The sequence below is a fragment of the Dehalococcoidales bacterium genome (genome assembly GCA_041652735.1).
Lineage (GTDB): Bacteria > Chloroflexota > Dehalococcoidia > Dehalococcoidales > RBG-16-60-22 > RBG-13-51-18.
Genome location: JBAZGT010000020.1, coordinates 1 through 17,445 on the forward strand (window position 1 = coordinate 1; position 17,445 = coordinate 17,445).

Annotated in this window: 14 protein-coding genes; 6 read left to right on the plus strand and 8 right to left on the minus strand. The window is 57.7% G+C overall.

What is annotated here, in order from left to right:
• Positions 1 to 737: 737 nt before the first annotated feature.
• The 4 genes from WC370_07935 to WC370_07950 all read left to right on the plus strand — a co-directional run bounded on the left by WC370_07935 (position 738) and on the right by WC370_07950 (position 5,309).
• Positions 738 to 1,997: an MFS transporter gene (locus tag WC370_07935; protein MFA5309393.1), complete on the plus strand. Its 1,260-nt coding sequence runs from the start codon at positions 738 to 740 to the stop codon at positions 1,995 to 1,997.
• A 34-nt stretch (positions 1,998 to 2,031) separates the two neighbouring features.
• Positions 2,032 to 2,358, plus strand: coding sequence for an EthD domain-containing protein (locus tag WC370_07940; GenBank protein MFA5309394.1), 327 nt, complete (start codon positions 2,032 to 2,034; stop codon positions 2,356 to 2,358).
• Positions 2,359 to 3,127: 769 nt separating this feature from the next.
• Complete coding sequence (locus WC370_07945; protein MFA5309395.1) at positions 3,128 to 4,066, plus strand: SDR family oxidoreductase; 939 nt, start codon at positions 3,128 to 3,130, stop codon at positions 4,064 to 4,066.
• The gene (locus WC370_07950; GenBank protein ID MFA5309396.1) at positions 4,047 to 5,309 is read left to right on the plus strand and encodes a nucleotide sugar dehydrogenase; all 1,263 of its coding nucleotides are present in this window, start codon (positions 4,047 to 4,049) and stop codon (positions 5,307 to 5,309) included. The genes WC370_07945 and WC370_07950 overlap by 20 nt, the downstream gene beginning before the upstream one ends.
• Before the next feature lie 7 nt (positions 5,310 to 5,316).
• On the opposite strand, the gene WC370_07955 is transcribed toward WC370_07950, so the two are convergent.
• Positions 5,317 to 6,786, minus strand: a complete 1,470-nt coding sequence (locus tag WC370_07955) for an oligosaccharide flippase family protein (protein MFA5309397.1) — start codon at positions 6,784 to 6,786, stop codon at positions 5,317 to 5,319.
• A gap of 405 nt (positions 6,787 to 7,191) precedes the next feature.
• On the opposite strand from WC370_07955, the gene WC370_07960 reads away from it, so the two are divergent.
• Positions 7,192 to 8,001, plus strand: a complete 810-nt coding sequence (locus tag WC370_07960) for a polysaccharide deacetylase family protein (GenBank protein MFA5309398.1) — start codon at positions 7,192 to 7,194, stop codon at positions 7,999 to 8,001.
• A complete protein-coding gene (locus tag WC370_07965) occupies positions 7,998 to 9,068 on the plus strand; it encodes a GNAT family N-acetyltransferase (GenBank protein MFA5309399.1) in 1,071 nt (356 codons plus the stop codon). Before WC370_07960 ends, WC370_07965 begins: the two co-directional genes overlap by 4 nt.
• Before the next feature lie 10 nt (positions 9,069 to 9,078).
• Here WC370_07965 and WC370_07970 read toward each other — a convergent pair whose 3' ends face one another.
• Genes WC370_07970 through WC370_08000 form a run of 7 tightly spaced genes read right to left on the minus strand, consistent with a single transcriptional unit; the run spans position 9,079 to position 17,382 of the window.
• Positions 9,079 to 11,226, minus strand: a complete 2,148-nt coding sequence (locus tag WC370_07970; GenBank protein MFA5309400.1) for a DUF2206 domain-containing protein — start codon at positions 11,224 to 11,226, stop codon at positions 9,079 to 9,081.
• A gap of 13 nt (positions 11,227 to 11,239) precedes the next feature.
• Entirely contained in the window at positions 11,240 to 12,529 is a 1,290-nt protein-coding gene (locus tag WC370_07975) for a glycosyltransferase (protein MFA5309401.1), read from the minus strand.
• Positions 12,526 to 13,338, minus strand: coding sequence for a class I SAM-dependent methyltransferase (locus tag WC370_07980; GenBank protein MFA5309402.1), 813 nt, complete (start codon positions 13,336 to 13,338; stop codon positions 12,526 to 12,528). Before WC370_07980 ends, WC370_07975 begins: the two co-directional genes overlap by 4 nt.
• Before the next feature lie 3 nt (positions 13,339 to 13,341).
• Entirely contained in the window at positions 13,342 to 14,451 is a 1,110-nt protein-coding gene (locus WC370_07985; GenBank protein MFA5309403.1) for a DegT/DnrJ/EryC1/StrS family aminotransferase, read from the minus strand.
• Positions 14,448 to 15,434: a pyruvate dehydrogenase complex E1 component subunit beta gene (locus tag WC370_07990; protein ID MFA5309404.1), complete on the minus strand. Its 987-nt coding sequence runs from the start codon at positions 15,432 to 15,434 to the stop codon at positions 14,448 to 14,450. The genes WC370_07985 and WC370_07990 overlap by 4 nt, the downstream gene beginning before the upstream one ends.
• A 9-nt stretch (positions 15,435 to 15,443) precedes the next feature.
• Positions 15,444 to 16,424, minus strand: a complete 981-nt coding sequence (locus WC370_07995; protein MFA5309405.1) for a thiamine pyrophosphate-dependent dehydrogenase E1 component subunit alpha — start codon at positions 16,422 to 16,424, stop codon at positions 15,444 to 15,446.
• Entirely contained in the window at positions 16,417 to 17,382 is a 966-nt protein-coding gene (locus WC370_08000) for a GDP-mannose 4,6-dehydratase (GenBank protein MFA5309406.1), read from the minus strand. The genes WC370_07995 and WC370_08000 overlap by 8 nt, the downstream gene beginning before the upstream one ends.
• Positions 17,383 to 17,445 lie beyond the last annotated feature (63 nt).

Below are 17,445 nucleotides of genomic sequence, written 5' to 3' on the forward strand. Positions count from 1 at the left end.
ACAGACACAGTCTGGGAAGTCTGGTTCAGTTTCTTAAAGCTTGGTTTACTAGATGAAACCAAAGGAAAAGTGTTACCTATGTCCCCGGTCTAAAGTGTAACCTATGTCCCAGTTTGCACATTGATTGGCTTTGGCTTGCGTTGGAATGGCGGGAGTAAAATCTCCCTCTTATCCCTCCTTACGAAGGAGGGACGTCAATACCCCAAAATAGGGACAGGTTGGGAGTGGATTCCAGCAGGAGTTTACACTGAACGAAGTGAACGTGCTGGAAAGACATACCTTTAGATTTTCCTGTTTTACCCGATAAATAAAGCAAGGCGGGAGTACCTGGATCCCGTATCTAGTACGGGATGACGGGGGTAAGGAAAGGAGCGAAATCCTCCTCTCTCCTCTTCCGATTCTGCCTCATACGGAATCTTCGACTTTAACAAGGGGGACGAATTACCCCGAATAATACCTGCCCGGTAAGTGGATTCCAGTACTCGGTTATACTCGAACTAAAGCCTGGGCTGGAGTGACGTATCTCTGGTTTTTTCTATTACACCCGGTAATTGAACCAAGCCGGGAGTACCTGGATCCCGACCCCGTATCGCGGTACGGGGCAAGCTTGCACCGGGATGGGTGGGGGAAAGGGGGACACTTTTTGGTATGCGGGATTTAATTGCCACGCCGGGCCGCGTGGGGTACAATGTACCCGTTTTACAGTATACTTTTGATATAACGTCAGGGAGAGTCGCGTGAGTTCAAGTGGACCCGCCAGGAACGGACCGTCCGCCTTCACTTTAAAGCTATTGAGCTCACTGCAAAACCCGGGTTACCGGCTGTACTTCTTCGGGACGCTGGCCCATTACGCCGCCATGAGCATGCAGATTGTCAGCAGTCCCCTTTTGATTTTCTATCTCACCGGCAAAACGGAATGGCTGGGCATGATATCGCTGGTAAGCGCCGCGCCGATGCTGGGCGTTTCCGTATTCGGGGGGGCTTTCGCGGACAGACTACAGAAGAAAAAAATACTCATCGGGGGGCTTATCGGGTCGGCGGCGGTTTCGACGACGGTCGCCCTGGTCCTGGTTACCGGCGTCCTCAATAAAGACAACCCCAGCTCCTGGTTTATCCTGCTGGGCACCTCCACGGTGCAGGGGGCCATCATGGGGATGATGATGCCCGCGTTGATGGCCATCATCCCGGAAATCATCAACCGCGACAAACTGATGAACGCCATCGCCCTGAATACCACGGGCATGAACGCCGTGAACCTGATAGCGCCGCCGATTGCCGGGTTCATCATCGCCGACGCCAACTACCAAGCCGCTTATTTCACCATGGCCGGGCTTTACCTCTGCGCCGCCAGTATCATGATATTTATCCCCGCCCGGACGAGGATAATCACCGGCACCGGCAACATCCTGCGGGAAATGCAGAAGGGTTTCCAGTACATCGGCAAGAACCCGCTGATTCTACAGATACTGGCCTTTACGCTGATAATCGTGGTGCTATCCATGCCCTACCAGCAGTTCATACCCGTTTACGTGGAGGAGATACTGCATACCGGGGCGGCGGGGAGCGGGATACTTAACGGCGTGTGCGGCGGCGGCGCCCTGGCGGGGTCGCTTTTACTGGCGGCACTACCGGGGAAAAAGCGCGGGCTGATGCTGCTGGGGAGCGGCGTCCTGGCGGGGGCGGCGCTGGCGGTGTTTTCTTTCTCTGCCGTCTGGGGGCTGTCACTGGTGGTCATCTTCTTGGTGGGGCTGTGCCAGGCGTTCCGCAACACCATCGGCAGCGTATTGCTCCAGACCTACACGGAGGACGCTTACATGGGGCGGGTAATGAGCATCGTCAACATGCAATGGGGGGTAATGAGCCTGGGCACCTTCCTGGTGGGGATAATGGCGGCGGTGCTGCCGGTGCAATGGGTGCTGGGCAGCATGGCGATGCTGCTGGTGGCGCTATCGCTGTACTTTGCCATTTTCGTACCGGCGGTCAGAAGAGTAGAATAGCTTTGAATATAAAGGAGTTTTAAGGAGGCAAAGAGTGATTAAGTCTATCGTAGTGGCGCACCGCAAACCGGGCATGACCCGCGCGGAGTACAACGACTACTGGCTGCACAAACACGGGCCGCTGGCGGCCAAGCTCATCCCCAACGTGCGGAGGTACGTGCAGAACCACCTGGTGGAAGTACCGGGCATGGAATACGACGGCGACGGCGTGGTGGAGATGTGGTACGACGACATTGAGGCCTGGAAGAAGAGCCTGGCAATGGTGCACGACTCCAAGGAGCTGATGGAGGACGCGGCCAACTTCTGCGCCATGGGCGTCAAGAGCAGCATGTGGCTGGTGGAAGAGCACGTTATAAAGTAAGGGAAAGGGGAAAAACCCTCTCTTATCTCCCTTTACGAAAGGGAGGCGATGGATTGGACGAACCCCTTTCCCTCTTATCCCTCTCCCCGCTGGCAGGGAGGGAGGCGATTGATTGAGGAAGTCCGGGAACGGTGTTTCTAAGGCCGGGAATAACAGTCGTATTCTCCCTTTACTTTCCAACTAAAACAAGCCGGAATAACTGGAGCCCGTATCAAGTACGGGATGACGGGGGGTGATGGGGCTTACCCTTCTTCCTCTTATCCCCACCTACGCTAAAGCTTCGGCGGACAAGCCTTTCCCCGCCGGCAGGGAGGGAGGCGATTGATTGAGCTTTGGCTTGCGTTGGAATGGCGGGAGTAAAATCTCCCTCTTATCCCTCCTTACGAAGGAGGGACGTCAATACCCCAAAATAGGGACAGGTTGGGAGTGGATTCCAGCAGGAGTTTACACTGAACGAAGTGAATGTGCCGGGATGACAACATTTCCTCTATTTTTTGCATCAACCCTTGATTAGGCCAAGGCGGAGTACCTGGATTCCCGATCAGGTCGGGAATGACGGGTAAACAGCGGGATGGTTAGGGGGATAAGAGGGGAGGCGATGGATGGGGGAAAAGGCGGGGGGTGAGATTGCCGCGCTTCGCCGATGGAACGGGGGCTGCGGGCAATGACGGCGCAGGGGACGTCACGTTGACCTACGAACATGAGCTATGTTACCATTCCTGTAACAAAGCATGTCCCACTGTCTATCCAGTATTGAGGACAAACAACCATGAAAAAGGTAGTTGTCACCGGCGGGGCCGGGTTCATCGGCTCCCACCTGGCCGAAGAGCTGGCCGGAAGAGGCTACCGGGTGGTGGTCATAGACAACCTGTCCACGGGGAAGCTGGCCAATATAGACGGGCTGATAAAAGAGAAAAGAATAGAGTTCATACAGGGGAGCATTACCGACCAGCCCCTGCTCCAGGAAGCCTTTAAAGACGCCGCATACGTTTTTCACGAGGCCGCCATTCCCAGCGTGCCGCGGAGCATCGATAACCCCCAGGCCTCCCACGAAGTCAATATCACCGGCACGCTGAACGTGCTGCTGGCGGCCAGCCAAAACAAGGTCAAAAAAGTAGTCAACGCATCCTCCTCTTCCGTTTACGGAGAGACGCCCACCCTGCCCAAACGAGAGGACATGACGCCCCAACCCCTTTCCCCCTACGCCGCGACCAAGCTGGCGGCGGAGTATTACTGCAGCGTCTTCGGGAAGTCGTTCGGGCTAAAGACGGTCAGCCTGCGGTACTTCAACGTGTACGGGACAAGGCAGGCGGAGAACTCGCAGTACGCGGCGGTAATACCGACTTTCAGGAAAAACATCGCCGCAGGGAAGGCGCCGGTGATTTACGGCGACGGCGAGCAGACGCGGGACTTTACCTACATCAAGGACGTAGTGAGAGCGAACATCCTGGCCGCCGAGAGCGACGCCGAAGGCGTGTACAACATCAGCGCGGGGCAGGGCATCAGCATCAACGCGCTGGCCCGGCGGTTGCTGGAAACGGCCGGGAGCGACCTGGAGCCAATATACAAGCCGCCGCGGGCGGGGGACATCAAACACAGCGTGGCGGACATCAGCAAAGCCGCCGGCTTCGGGTACAAACCGGAATACACCTTCGAGAACGGCCTGAAAGAACTGACGAGGAGCGGGTATGAAAAGCAGCCTGGATAAAGCAGCAGTCTGTGTAATCGGCCTGGGATACGTGGGACTGCCGCTGGCGGAGGCGTTCGCCGGGAGCTTAAAAGTAACGGGCTACGACACGGACGTGAAGAAAATAAAGTCGCTGCAAGAAAACAACCGTAACAGTAACCTGGTCTACACCAGCAAAGCGGAAGCGATAAGCAGCGCCGACTTCATAATCATCTGCGTGCCCACGCCGGTCACCAAATCCAAAGACCCGGACCTGTCTTATGTGGAGTCGGCGGCCACCACAGCCGGCCAGCACATGAAAAAGGGCAGCACGGTGATACTGGAGTCCACCGTTTATCCCGGCGTCACCGAGGAAATCGTCAAGCCGATACTGGAAAAGGAGTCCGGCCTCAAGTGCGGAACGGACTTTAAAATAGGGTACTCCCCGGAGAGGGTCAACCCCGGCGACAAGCTGCATGGGGTGAACGCCATCACCAAGGTGGTGGCCGGCATGGACAAAGAGACCACGGAAAGGGCGGCGGCGCTTTACGGCAGGATAGCCAAAGACGTTTTCAAGGCCACGGACATCAAGACAGCGGAAGCCGCCAAGGTCATCGAGAACACACAACGGGACCTGAACATCGCGCTGATGAACGAGCTAACGCTGATTTTCAAAAAGATGGGACTGAGCACCAGCGACGTGCTGGACGCCGCGGTGACCAAGTGGAACTTCGTGCGGTTTTCCCCGGGGCTGGTGGGGGGGCACTGCATACCGGTCGACCCATACTACCTGGTGTACAAAGCCAAGGAGCTGGGCTACCACGCCCAGGTTATCCCGGCGGGGCGGGCGATTAACGACTACATGCCCAAGTACATCGCGGAAATGACCATTAAAGCGCTGAACAACATGGACAAGGTGCTGAAAGGCTCCAGAGTGCTGATAATGGGACTGACCTATAAAGAGAACGTGCCGGACATACGGGAGACGCCGGTAAGGGAAATAATCGACGAGCTGAAAGAGTTCGGCGTGGATATCACCGGCTACGACCCCCTGCTGGAAAATGTCGCCAAAGATTTCGGCATCAAAGCCGTAAAATCGCTGAAAGGCCTGGCCGGCTATGACGGCGTGATTGTGGCGGTGGCGCACGACGCTTTCAAGACGATAGCCATTGCCAGCCTGAAAGGCATCATGAGCGCCCGGCCGGTATTGATTGACGTGCGCGGGCTGTTTACGCCCGCCGCGGCGCGCAAGGCGGGGTTCAACTACTGGAGCCTGCAGAGGTAAGAGGCGGCTAAGTAGTCCGCTTTAACAGTCCCCAGAAGAACTTGAACTCCGACCGGCTGAACCCCCGCAGCAGGACCAAAACCACCCCGTAAACCGCCACGCCGGCCAGCACGGTGAAAAACGTGCCCAGGAGGCTCGTGGAGCGCAGGGGCCAGACCGCCGCCGACATGACCAGCGACGCGGCAATGCTTTTCAGTATGAATGACCAGTCGATGGGGAAGGTCAGCTCTTTGCGGGCGTAATAGCTTACCGCGCCCAGCGCCAGAGCGTAGGCGACCAGCGCCGAAACGGGGGCGCCGATGATGCCGACGGACGGCACCAGCAACAGGTTAAGCCCGACATTCAGAGCGGCGGCGATACCCCAGATGATAACCAGCACCCTTGTCTTTTTCACCAGCAGCAGGATATTCCACATGATGTTGTGAACGCCCAAAAGCGTCACCGCCAGCGCCACCAGCGGGGTAACGAAATGGCCCCCGGCGGCAATCTCCTGAGTGCTGAACAGCCGCAGCACCGATTCGCCGAGGACGGCGGCACCAAAAAGGAAGGGAATGGCGATAGCCAGAAAATACTTCAGGTTAAAGCGCAGGTGGGTCTTAACCTCGTCGATTCTGCCCTGGTCATAAAGCTGGGGCAGCGTGGCCATCAGCACGAAGGAGAGTATGGTGGTTACGGAATAGGGGATATTGCCCAGATTGTAGCCCGCCGCGTAGATGCCCAGCGAGGTAGCCCCTAAAACATAGCTGATGATATAGCGGTCGTTAATATTAATCAGCCAGTAAGCCAGACCCCGGGGGGCCAGGGGCAGGCCGAAGCTTAAAAACTCCCGGAGGCGGGAAAAGCGCGGCCACTTGAGGCCGATTTTCGACCTTATCAGGAAAAACAGCACGATAAATTCCAGCGTCTTGACGGATATGTAAGCCAGGACAACCCAGGTAATCCCGTAGCCCCGGAAAACGAAAAAGGCGACCAGCGCGGTAAAGAGAGCGGTCTCCGCGGCCATGAAAGCGGAGAGCATTTTCACCTGCTGGAAGGTGCGGATGAGGAGCAGGCAATTTTCCACCAGGGTAACCAGGATTACCATAGCGCCGGTGAGCCGGACCACCAGAACAGCGCCGTTGAAAAAGTTATCCGCGAGGGGACCGGCGAAGACGAAGACCAGCAGCGCCGCAATCAGATTAACGGCGAAAAGCGTAATGATGACCGAGTAAAACCCCTCCCGGATTTCTTCCCGGCTTTTCTCCGACGCTAAAAACCTCACCAAAGCGGTACCCAGCCCGAGGTTGGTGACGGACAGAATGAGGCTGACGGTGGCGGTGGCCTGCGACCATATGCCATAGCCCTGGGCGCCCATCGTCTTGCTTATCAGGGGCATGATAAACAGTCCGAACAGGAATTGCACCAGCGTAGCCGCGCCCACGAAAATGGTATCTATGGCTGATTTACGGTAAGAGGTGGCCAGATTCCCCTCCGACAATACGATGAAAAATAGTTATATCAGTATATACACAGAGACTGTTTTTAGGCAAACGTGCCAACGCGGCCCGCGGAGATGGCGGCAAGACCGTATATCACTAAAGTAAAAAAGGTTACTTTTGCGTTTAGTTGCGGTGCATGTTTTGCCATTCTTACCTCTCTATTCTTAACCTCTCCCCCTTAACCCCCTCTCCGTTGACAGAGCGGGGGCAATAAATAGAGATGAAAATACAAAGGCAAATAATACAAAAAAACCGGGGCTTGGCATAAAACGGGCGAAAGAGTATATTATTTAATAATCGGTGGGGGGAGGGGGAAAGCGAGAAAACTACTCAATTAAAGCGGTAAGAGAGTGTTGCGCAGCGTAATTAATTTAATCAGCATAATACTAAATCCGGCAGCGCGGGTGTGGACCAGGAACAAGGTGCGCATATTAAGCTATCACCGCGTTTGCGATTTGCCCCCTACCGGCGATATCATGGAGTCGCTCAACATCAATCCGGTCGTGTTCGACCGGCAGATGGCGTGGCTGAGTCAAAAGGGCTATAACGTCATCACGCCGGAGCAGTTTATCGAATACAGAGATAAAAACACGGCGCCACCCCCTAAAAGCATCATCATCACCTTCGACGACGGCTACCGGGACAACCTGCTCATCGCGCTCCCCATCCTGGAAAAGTACGGTTTCCGGGGCACCTTTCTGCCGGTCACCGATTACATCGACAGCGACAGGATATTCCACTGGCTCAAGCTCGGAGAAAAATCCATCACCCACAGCCAAGCCAACCGGCAGTACTGGCTGCCGCTGACCGGCGGCGACATCCGGGAAATGAGCGCCCGCGGCGCGTGCTTCGGCTCCCACACCAAAAACCACCGCTACCTGACGCGACTGAGCCCGGACGAAGTCGCGGAGGAACTGACCGCCTCTAAAAAACGACTCGAAGATATACTGGGAAAACCGGTGGTGTGCTTTAGCTATCCCCACAGCGACTACAACGATACGGTAAAAAACCTGGTGAAAAAGGCCGGCTACCGCGCCGCGCTGACCAACGAGGGCGCCAACAACACCGTGAAAAGCGACTTCCTGGCGCTGAAGCGGGTGCCCATGACAGGCCTCGACTCAACGGCGGCGTTCCGGCGGCGGGTGGAAGGCGGCTACGACTGGGTATGGTGGCCGGGGGCGGCGGTAAAGTTTTTACGGAGGAGGCAGCGATGACAGAAGAGCTAACTTACCGCAAAGCGGAAAAGGCGGACCTGCCGCGTATCTCCCGGTTCCGCAAGGAATTCTGGGGGGAGCACGAGACAGGGCGCTCCTCCGGGCCGGAGTACTACGAGTGGAAGACCTTACAAAACCCCTTTATGCCGGGTGAGATGTACCTGGCGGAGGACGGGACCACGGTGGTGGGCATGAAGAGCATGGTACCGAAACGGATGCGGATACTGGGCAAGGAAGCGGCGGGGGCGGAGACCGGGGATACCTTTACGCACCCGGGGTACCAGCGGCGGGGCATTTTTACGGGGCTGTTCGCCGCCGCCAAAAGAGAGCAAGGAATAGACACCAGGCTGGACTACATCTTCGGGCTGCCCAATGAAGTTTCTCTGCTGGGGTACGAGCGCAAACTGGACTACTCACAAATCCCGGTGAACGTGCGGGGACTGGCGCTGCTGCTCAATCCCGCGCCGGTCTTGAAAACAAAGCTCCCGGCGCTACTCGCCGCGGTGCTGGCGCCGGCGGTGAAACTCTACTATCAAACTGTGTTCAGAATGAGCACCGGCGGGGTAAAAAACGCCGTCGTAGTAAGGCTGGAACCGGCTTTCCCCGAGGACATCGAGACGGTCTGGCGACACGTTATGTCCAGTTACGACGCGGCCGTGATACGCGATAGAGACTTCCTAACCTGGAGGTACGTCAACAGCCCGGACAAATACCGGATATACCTGGCGCGCAACCGGAACGGGGAAATCACGGGATACATGGTGACGAAATTCCACGGCGGCAACCTGCCGACCGGATACCTGTGCGATTTCCTCACCCGGGAGGACGACCCTCGCATTTTCCGGTCGCTGCTGGCCGAGGCAGTAACCGATTTTAAAAAGGACAAAGTCGCCCTGGTCACGGCTTACGGGGTGGCGGGGGGATTTTACGACCGGCTGCTGCGGCGGGCCGGATTCATAAGACGGGCGCGACAGGTGATTATCAGCTATAACAACGAGCTGGGGCGCCGCGTCCTTAGCGGAAATTGCCGCTGGCATTTCACCATGGGCGACTCCGACCACGTTTGACGGGGGCCGGCTAACGGTAAACCGCCGCCCCATTGGAAACGTATATCCGGCTCTTGCCGGAGAGTAAATCCGGGTATTGCGCCAGGTCATATACTACGCCGTCTTTAGCCACGATGCCGCCGTTGACGTAATTCTCATAGCGCAGGAAAACATAGCCGGTGACGGGGCGGTTCTCCAGGTAAGTTTCCACCAGGTTACGGTTGAGGGCAGACTGCGGTATTTTTCCCTGGCTGACCAGCAACATGCCCCGGTAACCGGTATAGATGGCGTCCGACACCACCCTGTTCCCGCCGAGCCATTGGGCGGCGCGGGAGTCCTGCTCGTGGACGAAGTAGGCCGCAAAATAATCGCCCCGGGAGTTCAGCACCAGGCTCCGCGGATAGCCGGAGAGCTGGTAGGTGAGGCCGCTGGTACAGGCGAAGTAAACCACCAGCACCAGCAAAAGCAGAGCCTGAACGCGCCGGTCCCGGAGCAACGCGCCGACATTCATCCCGCCGATGATAAAGAAGGCGGACATCAAAGGCATCATCTGGTAGTACACGCGGCCGATGTCATAGCCGATGGAAACGGCCGGCAGCACCAAAGCCGCCGCCATAATGACCACCCCGGCCAGCGCCATCGCCAGTAAAGAAAGCTCAACCCGATGGACGAGGGAAACGCCGGGGGGGGCGTTCGGACCAATCTCAACTAACGTGCGGCGATGCCGCAGCAGGACCAGCAAGACGCCGACAGCTATGAGGGCGATGGTCAGCCAGGCGGCGACGAACTCGATTTGATGCGGCACACCCTTGGCACCCAGGCCAACGCCGAAAGCCGAAGCCACCCAGGTGCTGCGCGACTCCAGGATGAACATATTGTAAAGGTTCCGGAAAACGAGCCGGGCAAACTCCACGGCGCCGGTAAAGGCCGTATGGGTAAGCTGGCTGTCCCACAAAAAAAGCAGCACCACAAAGATAGCGACCAGGCCGAAGGTAAGCCCGCCGGAGGCATAGCGCAGCTTTTTCCAGCGGGAGGCCACCGCTTTAAAGACTAACGCCAACAGCCAGGCAAAGACGATGATAAAGAGGGCGATGAAGGCGGCGGAATAGTGGGAAATAATCAGGCCGGTTGAACAGCAGATAAACAGCAATTTCTGGTGAAAACCGGAAAGCCTTTCATGGAACAGGGACATGATGAGCAAAGCGAAGAAAAAGACGGCGTAATCCACGCGGCCGCCGCCGATAGCCAGGAAATTTTCCTGGGCGATGAAGAAAAAGGCGGCCAGAAAAGCGCCGGCGTCACCGAGGTACTTGCGGGCGATGATAAACACCACCAGAGGCGTAAAGACCGCGGTAAAAAGGTGGAGCAGACCGAACAAATATTCCGGGTCCATGTTCACGAGCGGCTGATAGACCGCCGGCATCAAAGATGTGACCAGACAGGAAGAAAGTTGGTCGCCGGGAACGACGTGCCACACTTGAGCGTCAGCGGCCATTTGCGCCAGGTAGTACTCGCGGTGAATGTCCACACCCATGATATGATGGTCGCGCAGGGTGATGACAAGCAGCAGGGAGACGCTAATCAGCATGACGACGAGGGGGAATACCCGCGGCGGCACCCGGTGACGGAATATCCAGAGAAACAGGACGCAGAGAATAACCAGAAACAGCAGTGCCAGCAGGAGAACATTATTATCCCCAGTGTTCATCAGGCGTATGCCGATGATGCCGAGCAGCGGGAAAAAAGCGGGCAGCAGCAGAAAAGCCTTTTCACTCAAGTTCAGCCGGAAACCGGCGAGGGGAGGCAAAGCGCCGCCGCGGAGGAAATAAGCCAGCGCCGCCAGCACCAGAAGCAGCACGTTAAAAGAAATAACCAGGGAATCCGCGGAGAGCGGCGTGTGATAGCCGAACCGGGGATACACCGCGTTGATAAGCAACGCCGCCAGGCACACCACGATAACGCTCAGTCCGACGGACAGCACGGCTTTTTCCGGGAGGCCCAGGGCGGCGGGGCGCAACAGGCGGAGGACAAGCCAGCCGGGCATGACGCCCAGCAGAATGAAGACCAGCACCTGCCGCAGCACGGGGACATCCAGCAGCATGGACAGGTCGGTTACGGCCAGGAATATCAGGAACCAGAAAAACCAGTTACCGCTCAGATTTTTCAGTGCTCTCGACATCAACGCTTATCCTTCAGGTCAGCGAATCGAGTATCCGGGCAAATTTATGGGCCATCTCCCGCTGGCTGTAGCCGGCGATTTTCGCCTCGTTACCGTGCCAGGCCACCGCGCCCCTTTGCATATATTCCCGATAAGCCGCGGTCAAAGACCGTTCGATAGCGGCGGCGTCCGCGGCATAAACACCAGCGCCGGTCTCCGCCAGCAAATCGTCCGCGACGTCTGAAAATTTGCCGGTAGCCAGCACCGGCCGGCGGGCGGCGAGGTATTCCAATAGCTTGAGCGAATGAATACCCGGCTCTTTAGGGTCGTCCCACTTAGGGTTATAGAGCAACTGCGATTCCCGCTGTCTGGCCTGGGCCTCCGGCATGGGAACGCGACCCAACTGCCGCACCACCCCGGAGAGGCCGCGCTGCTCAATCTCGTTTTCTATCCAGCTTTCCTCCGGCCCGTAGAACCGCACCGCCACCCTTTCCCGCTCCATCGCCCTTCTCGCGAGCAAGCTTTGCAGGGCGGCCAAAAGCGGAACGGGCGTCCGGAACTGGGGATGGAAACCGCCGGTATAGGTGACAGTGAACTTATCCGCCAGTTTGCCCGGCGGGCTGTTCAGCGTTTCGGGGTCGAAGCCGTGGGTGATGCTGAACACTGTTTTATCCCGGTGCAGGCTTTCCAGCTTGTATGCCAGCGGCCCGGAAGTAGTGGTCAGATAGTCCGCCGGGGCCAGAGTCTTAAGCTCCAGCATCCGGTCCACCAGGCGGCGGGGCGGGCTGTAAGCGTAGGAGTTGTTCTGCGACCAGAGGTGGGGAAGGTCGGCAATCCAGGGGACACCGTATTTTATCTTGAGCTTTTTAGCGATGATATGGCCGGTCACCGGCGGCGAACTGCTGATTACCGCCAGGAAATTTTCCTTTGGCCAAAGCTGTTCACATATCTCCAGAGCCGGTTTTATCCAGTCTTTTTCCAAATCAGGATAGTCAATAACTTCCAGGGCGCGGGTAAAAGCGAAGTCCAGCAATTTCCCCCGGAAAGACTTCCCGGATGCTCCCCCGATACGCCGTTTAGCCTGCTCGCGGACGCTGGCGCTGGCGTTCTGGTTGAAGCGTAATAGTTTAAGCCAAGAATCCAGACCATACTTGTAAGGCACCTCGATAACTTTGAAGGGGATGGACGGCTTATTTTCCAGCGGGGCGGTAAGCAGCACCGGCTCCCAGCCAAACTCCCAAAGGTACTTGAGCAGGCCGCCCAGCCGGGCGCCGGCGCGCCGGTGGTATGGCCACAAAAAACCGATAACCAGCATTTTTTTCATGATTGCCCCGTATCTGCCAAATCAGCTTCAATAATAGCGCCCGCCCGGAGCCATTCAGGTTTAGGCCACATTTCCACGGTCACCGGGGTGACCTTAATGCGGGCCGCGGGAAGATAGCGCCGCAACAGGGCCGGGTAGTCCCGCAGCCAGAGGCCCAGCTTATAGACCCCGGCGGCCCCCGACTTTTCACCCCTGCCGGGCTGCATTTCCAGCATGATCAGCGCTTTACGGGTAATACGCACCAACTGCTCCATCACCTTATCGATTTTATCCGGCCCTATATAGATCAAAACGGCATCCGTGAAAACAACGTCAAAGCTTTTATCCGGGAACTGCGCCAACTCGTCAGCGCGAGCGACCAGCAGGTTAACATTGGCAACGCCCTCCGCCGACAACATTTCCCGCCCCTTTTCTATGGCCCCGGTATTGATATCAATACCGGTCAGCGCCGCTCCGGGAAACCTTTGAGCCAGCAGGTACAGGTTGGGGGCGCAGTTACAGCCGATTTCCAGGACGCTATCAAAAGGAGAGCGGGCGGCGATGCTCTCCACCAGAAAGCGGCGGTGGCTGTGCTGCCGGGAGTCCCAGTAGCCCATCACCCACTCGTCAGGGGAACCGACGTGGCGGGTGCTGCGCCAATCATTACCGCGGCGCAGGTGGCGGTCCGCCCACTGTTTTTCCCGGGCGCGGGTGCCGATAAACAGCTCCCGAAGGCGGACGGGGTGCAAAGCCAGGTACAAGTCACCGAGCCAGCGGCCCGGCCCGGACTTACTCCTTAAAAAGCGCCCCAGCGATTGCCTTATCCCCATGATTCATACCCGATAAAATTTACGCACCGACCCGATAACGAAGTCAGCCTGAGCATCGCTCAACTCAGGATACAAGGGTAAAGACACCACCTCCCGGGAGATTTTCTCGGTGCGGGGGAGGCGGAAATGACCCAGCCCCAGCGCCGGGTGGCGGTGCATCGGCTTAGGCCAGGAAATAATAGTCTCCACGCCGCTTTCCGTGAGATGGGACACCAGCCCGTCACGGTTATCGGAGAGGACGGCGTAGTTGGTAAACACATCATAATAACGCCCGGCGGCGGGGGGCGGGGGTAAAGACAGGCCGGGAATGCCGCCGAGGCCATGCTGGTATCTTGCCGCTATTTCCCGCCGGCGCTCAATCCAGGCGGGGAGGTACTTGAGCTTAACGTTAAGCAGGGCGGCCTGGAGATTGTCCAGACGGCTATTAAAGCCGTAGCCGAGGATATCGCCGGTGGCGCGCTCCACACAATGGTCGCGGAGGAGGCGGATTTTTTGGGCGATATTTTCATCGTCGGTAACGACGATGCCGCCATCGCCGGCGGCGCCCAGCAGCTTGGCCGGGTAAAGGCTGAAGCAGCCGGTAAGGCCGAAAGAGCCGGACTTTTTACCGTCAAAGGCGGCGTTGAGCGCCTGGGCCGCATCTTCTATGACTATCAGCTTATGCTTACCGGCAATCTCCATCAACCTGTCCATTTCACAGAGTCGGCCGTTCAAATGGACGGGAATGACGGCCCTGGTCCTGGGGGTGATGGCCGCTTCAAGCCGGCTAACATCCATATTATAGTCGTCGCCAACGTCAATCAGGACAGGTCTAGCGCCGCAGTGAACGATAACCGCCGCCGTCGCCACGAAGGTATGGGCCACGGTGATGACCTCATCGCCGGTCTTGATGCCGGCGGCGACGAGCGAAAGCCAGATAGCGTCCGTGCCGCTGTTCAGCCCCACCGCGTATTTGGAGCCGGACATGGCCGCGATACTCTCCTCAAACTCCCTGAGATGGGCGCGCATAATAAGGTCGCCGTGAGTGAGGACGTCGGTCAAAGCCGCCATGGTCTCGTCCCAGATGCGGCGGTAATGCTCCGGGTAATTCACGAAGGGCACGCGATAGCTCATTGTCCCTCCTGCATAATGGCAGCGGCGGCGGCCACGATGTCTCTGGCTTTGGGGTAATAGCACTCTTCCAGCACCCGGCTGGCGGGGGCGGGGGTATCCGGCAGGGCAACACGGCGGGGCGGGGCCTTAAGATAAATCATGGCTTTTTCCGCGACGCGGGAAACGATTTCCGCGCCGATGCCGCCGGTCTTCCAGCCGCCGTCGGCTACGATCAGCCGGCCGGTCTTTTTCACAGATTTCAGAATAATGGCTTCGTCCAGGGGCTTGAGCGAGCGGAGGTCAATAACCTCGGCGCCGATGTGCCGCTTTGTTAATATCGCCGCGGCGGCCAGGGCTTCCGTAGCCATATAGGAAATAGAAACGATAGTAATGTCCGCGCCCCGCTTCCTCACTATCCCCTTACCGAGGGGCACGTTATAGATTTCCTCCGGCACCTCCCCGGAGAGGTCGTAAAGCCAGCGGTCATCGATAAAGACAACCGGGTTATCATCCTTGATAGCGGCGATAAGCAACCCCTTGGCGTCATACGGCGTGGAGGGCATGACCACCTTGAGGCCGGGCAGGTGCATGAACACCGCCTGCAAGGCCTGAGAGTGCTGGGCCGCCTGCTCCCCGCCCCGGTTGATAATGCCCCAGACGGTCAGGGGGACACTTAACTGCCCGCCGAACATATAATGCCAGTTGGCGGCGTGATTGGCGAGCTGGTCCATGGCGTAATACATAAAGTCCAGCCGCGGGTGCACCAGCACCGGCCGCATCCCAGCCAGCGCCGCGCCCACCGCCATCCCAGTAATGCCGCTTTCCGAGACGGGGGTGTCTATCACCCGCTCCGAACCAAAGCGGTCCACCAGCCCGGTGGTGGTGGCGCCCACGTACCAGGGGCTGGTAACGCCCTGGCCTATCAGGAAGACCTTTTCATCTTCCCGGAGCATTTGCTCCAGGGCTTCACGGATGGCTTGCGCGTAAGATAGTGTCCGCATCATAAAATCCGTTTACTTAAATACCCGGCCGACCGCCTGCTTAACATCCGGGTAGGGGGCGGCTTGAGCGAAAGCGTAAGCGGCGGCTATTTCAGCGTCTATTTCCCGAGCCAGTTTATCTTTATAATCGGGGGAAATAACCCGCTGTTTCAGCAACTCTGTTTCCAGTCTATTTACAGGGTCTTTTCGCATCCAGGCCCGCACTTCCTTTTTACCGCGCAGGCCCTTGTCCAGATCATCATTAGGGCCGACATGCCCCAGCCAGCGGTAGGTAAGGCACTCGATAAGCGCCGGGCCTTTACCGCGCCGGGCGTCAGCGACGGCTTTTTGGGTCGTGTTATAGACCTCGAAAGCGTTATTGCCGTCGATACACACCCCCGGCATACCGAAAGCGGCGGCCTTTTTAGCGATGGCGGTATCCGCCAAGCAGGCGGACAGGGGCATGTGGGTGGAATAGAGATTGTTCTCACAGATAAAAATGACGGGCAGCTTTTTAAGCGAGGCGAAGTTAAGCGTCTCGTACCAGACGCCCTCGTCCACGGCGCCGTCCCCGAAGAAAGCCACGGCCACACTATCCTTCTTTTGCAGACTGAAAGCCAGGGCCGCCCCGGCCGCCAGGGGCACCGTGCCCGCCACGATAGCCGAGCTGCCGGGCAGGCCGATTTCCGGCGCGGCCAGGTGCATGGAGCCGCCGTAGCCGCCGGAACAGCCGTCAGCTTTGCCGTAAAGCTCCGCCATCAGTCCTTTAAGCCCACCGCCCTTGGCGATATAATGGCCATGACTGCGGTGAGTGCTGAAAACCCAGTCGTCCTGACGCAGGTTAGCACAGACGCCGGCGGCGACGGCCTCCTGGCCGATATACAGATGACAGGGGCAGATAATCTCGTTAAGTGATATGAGCCGGGCCACCTTCTCCTCAAAACGGCGGATGCGGAGCATGGCGGCGTACATTTTCTTAAGCGTCGCCCGGGGAACAGCCTGCGTGTCAGTCAATTTTTATCCTTTCCTCCACGCCGTACTGTTTATACCAGTCGAGAAACTCGGCCAGGCCCTGCTCCAGCCCGTATTCCGGCTGCCAGCCCAGGAGCTTTTTAGCTTTGGAGGCATCGGCGATGAGGCGGTTCACCTCGCCAATCCGGGGGGAAACATGCACCGGCTTCATAACGTCACCCTTGCCGCACTGGGCGATGATGCGGTTAGCCAAATCAGTAATAGTGACGTCCTTGCCGCTGCCGAAGTTGACCGGCCCAGGAAGCGGCTCATTGTAATTCAAAACCAGGTCATAAGCGCGGACGGCGTCGGCGATATAGGTGTAGTCGCGGCTCTGGGAGCCGTCGCCGTAAATCATGGGCGGCATGCCGGTCAGCACGCGGCGGGCGAAGATGGAAATAACGCCGCCGTAGCCGAGGTCGCGCTGGTGCGGCCCGAAGATATTGAACAGGCGCATGATAGCGATATTCATGCCGTAGGTGCGGTTATAGGCGTGGCACATGCGGTCGGCGGCCACCTTGGAAGCGCCGTAGGGGTGGGGGGCATCGAGCGGGTGCTTTTCGTCGATGGGAACGTACTGGGCGGAGCCATAGACCTCACTGGTAGAGGCATAAATCACCTTGGAGGCATCGTGAAGGCGGGCGATTTCCAGCACGTTCTGGGTGCCCATGACGTTCACTTCCCAGGTGAGGCGGGGCTCGATGTAAGAGCGGTCCACGTGCACCTGGGCCGCCAGGTGAAAGACCACCTCCACATCCCGCATGATTTTTTCCAGCAGGTCATAATCGCGGATATCACCCTTGACCAGCTTGAAATTACGATAATCCAGCAAATGCCGGACATTGGTCAGGTTGCCGCTCATGAAATTATCCAGGCACAGGACGGTATGTTTTTCCTTAGTGTACTTCTCACACAGATGGCTGCCGACGAACCCGGCCCCGCCGGTAATAAGCATTCTCATACGCACCCCCTGTTATGGTCTCACTTTACCGCCAGCGGACATTAGCTGTCAACCTGTATTATT

What these genes read in the sequence shown, in the direction of transcription:
- WC370_07990 (MFA5309404.1), bottom strand. Translation starts at nt 15,434, where the DNA reads ATGATGCGGACACTATCTTACGCGCAAGCCATCCGTGAAGCCCTGGAG.
- WC370_08000 (MFA5309406.1), bottom strand. Translation starts at nt 17,382, where the DNA reads ATGAGAATGCTTATTACCGGCGGGGCCGGGTTCGTCGGCAGCCATCTG.
- WC370_07965 (MFA5309399.1), top strand. Translation starts at nt 7,998, where the DNA reads ATGACAGAAGAGCTAACTTACCGCAAAGCGGAAAAGGCGGACCTGCCG.
- WC370_07975 (MFA5309401.1), bottom strand. Translation starts at nt 12,529, where the DNA reads ATGAAAAAAATGCTGGTTATCGGTTTTTTGTGGCCATACCACCGGCGC.
- WC370_07950 (MFA5309396.1), top strand. Translation starts at nt 4,047, where the DNA reads ATGAAAAGCAGCCTGGATAAAGCAGCAGTCTGTGTAATCGGCCTGGGA.
- WC370_07985 (MFA5309403.1), bottom strand. Translation starts at nt 14,451, where the DNA reads ATGAGCTATCGCGTGCCCTTCGTGAATTACCCGGAGCATTACCGCCGC.
- WC370_07970 (MFA5309400.1), bottom strand. Translation starts at nt 11,226, where the DNA reads ATGTCGAGAGCACTGAAAAATCTGAGCGGTAACTGGTTTTTCTGGTTC.
- WC370_07980 (MFA5309402.1), bottom strand. Translation starts at nt 13,338, where the DNA reads ATGGGGATAAGGCAATCGCTGGGGCGCTTTTTAAGGAGTAAGTCCGGG.
- WC370_07945 (MFA5309395.1), top strand. Translation starts at nt 3,128, where the DNA reads ATGAAAAAGGTAGTTGTCACCGGCGGGGCCGGGTTCATCGGCTCCCAC.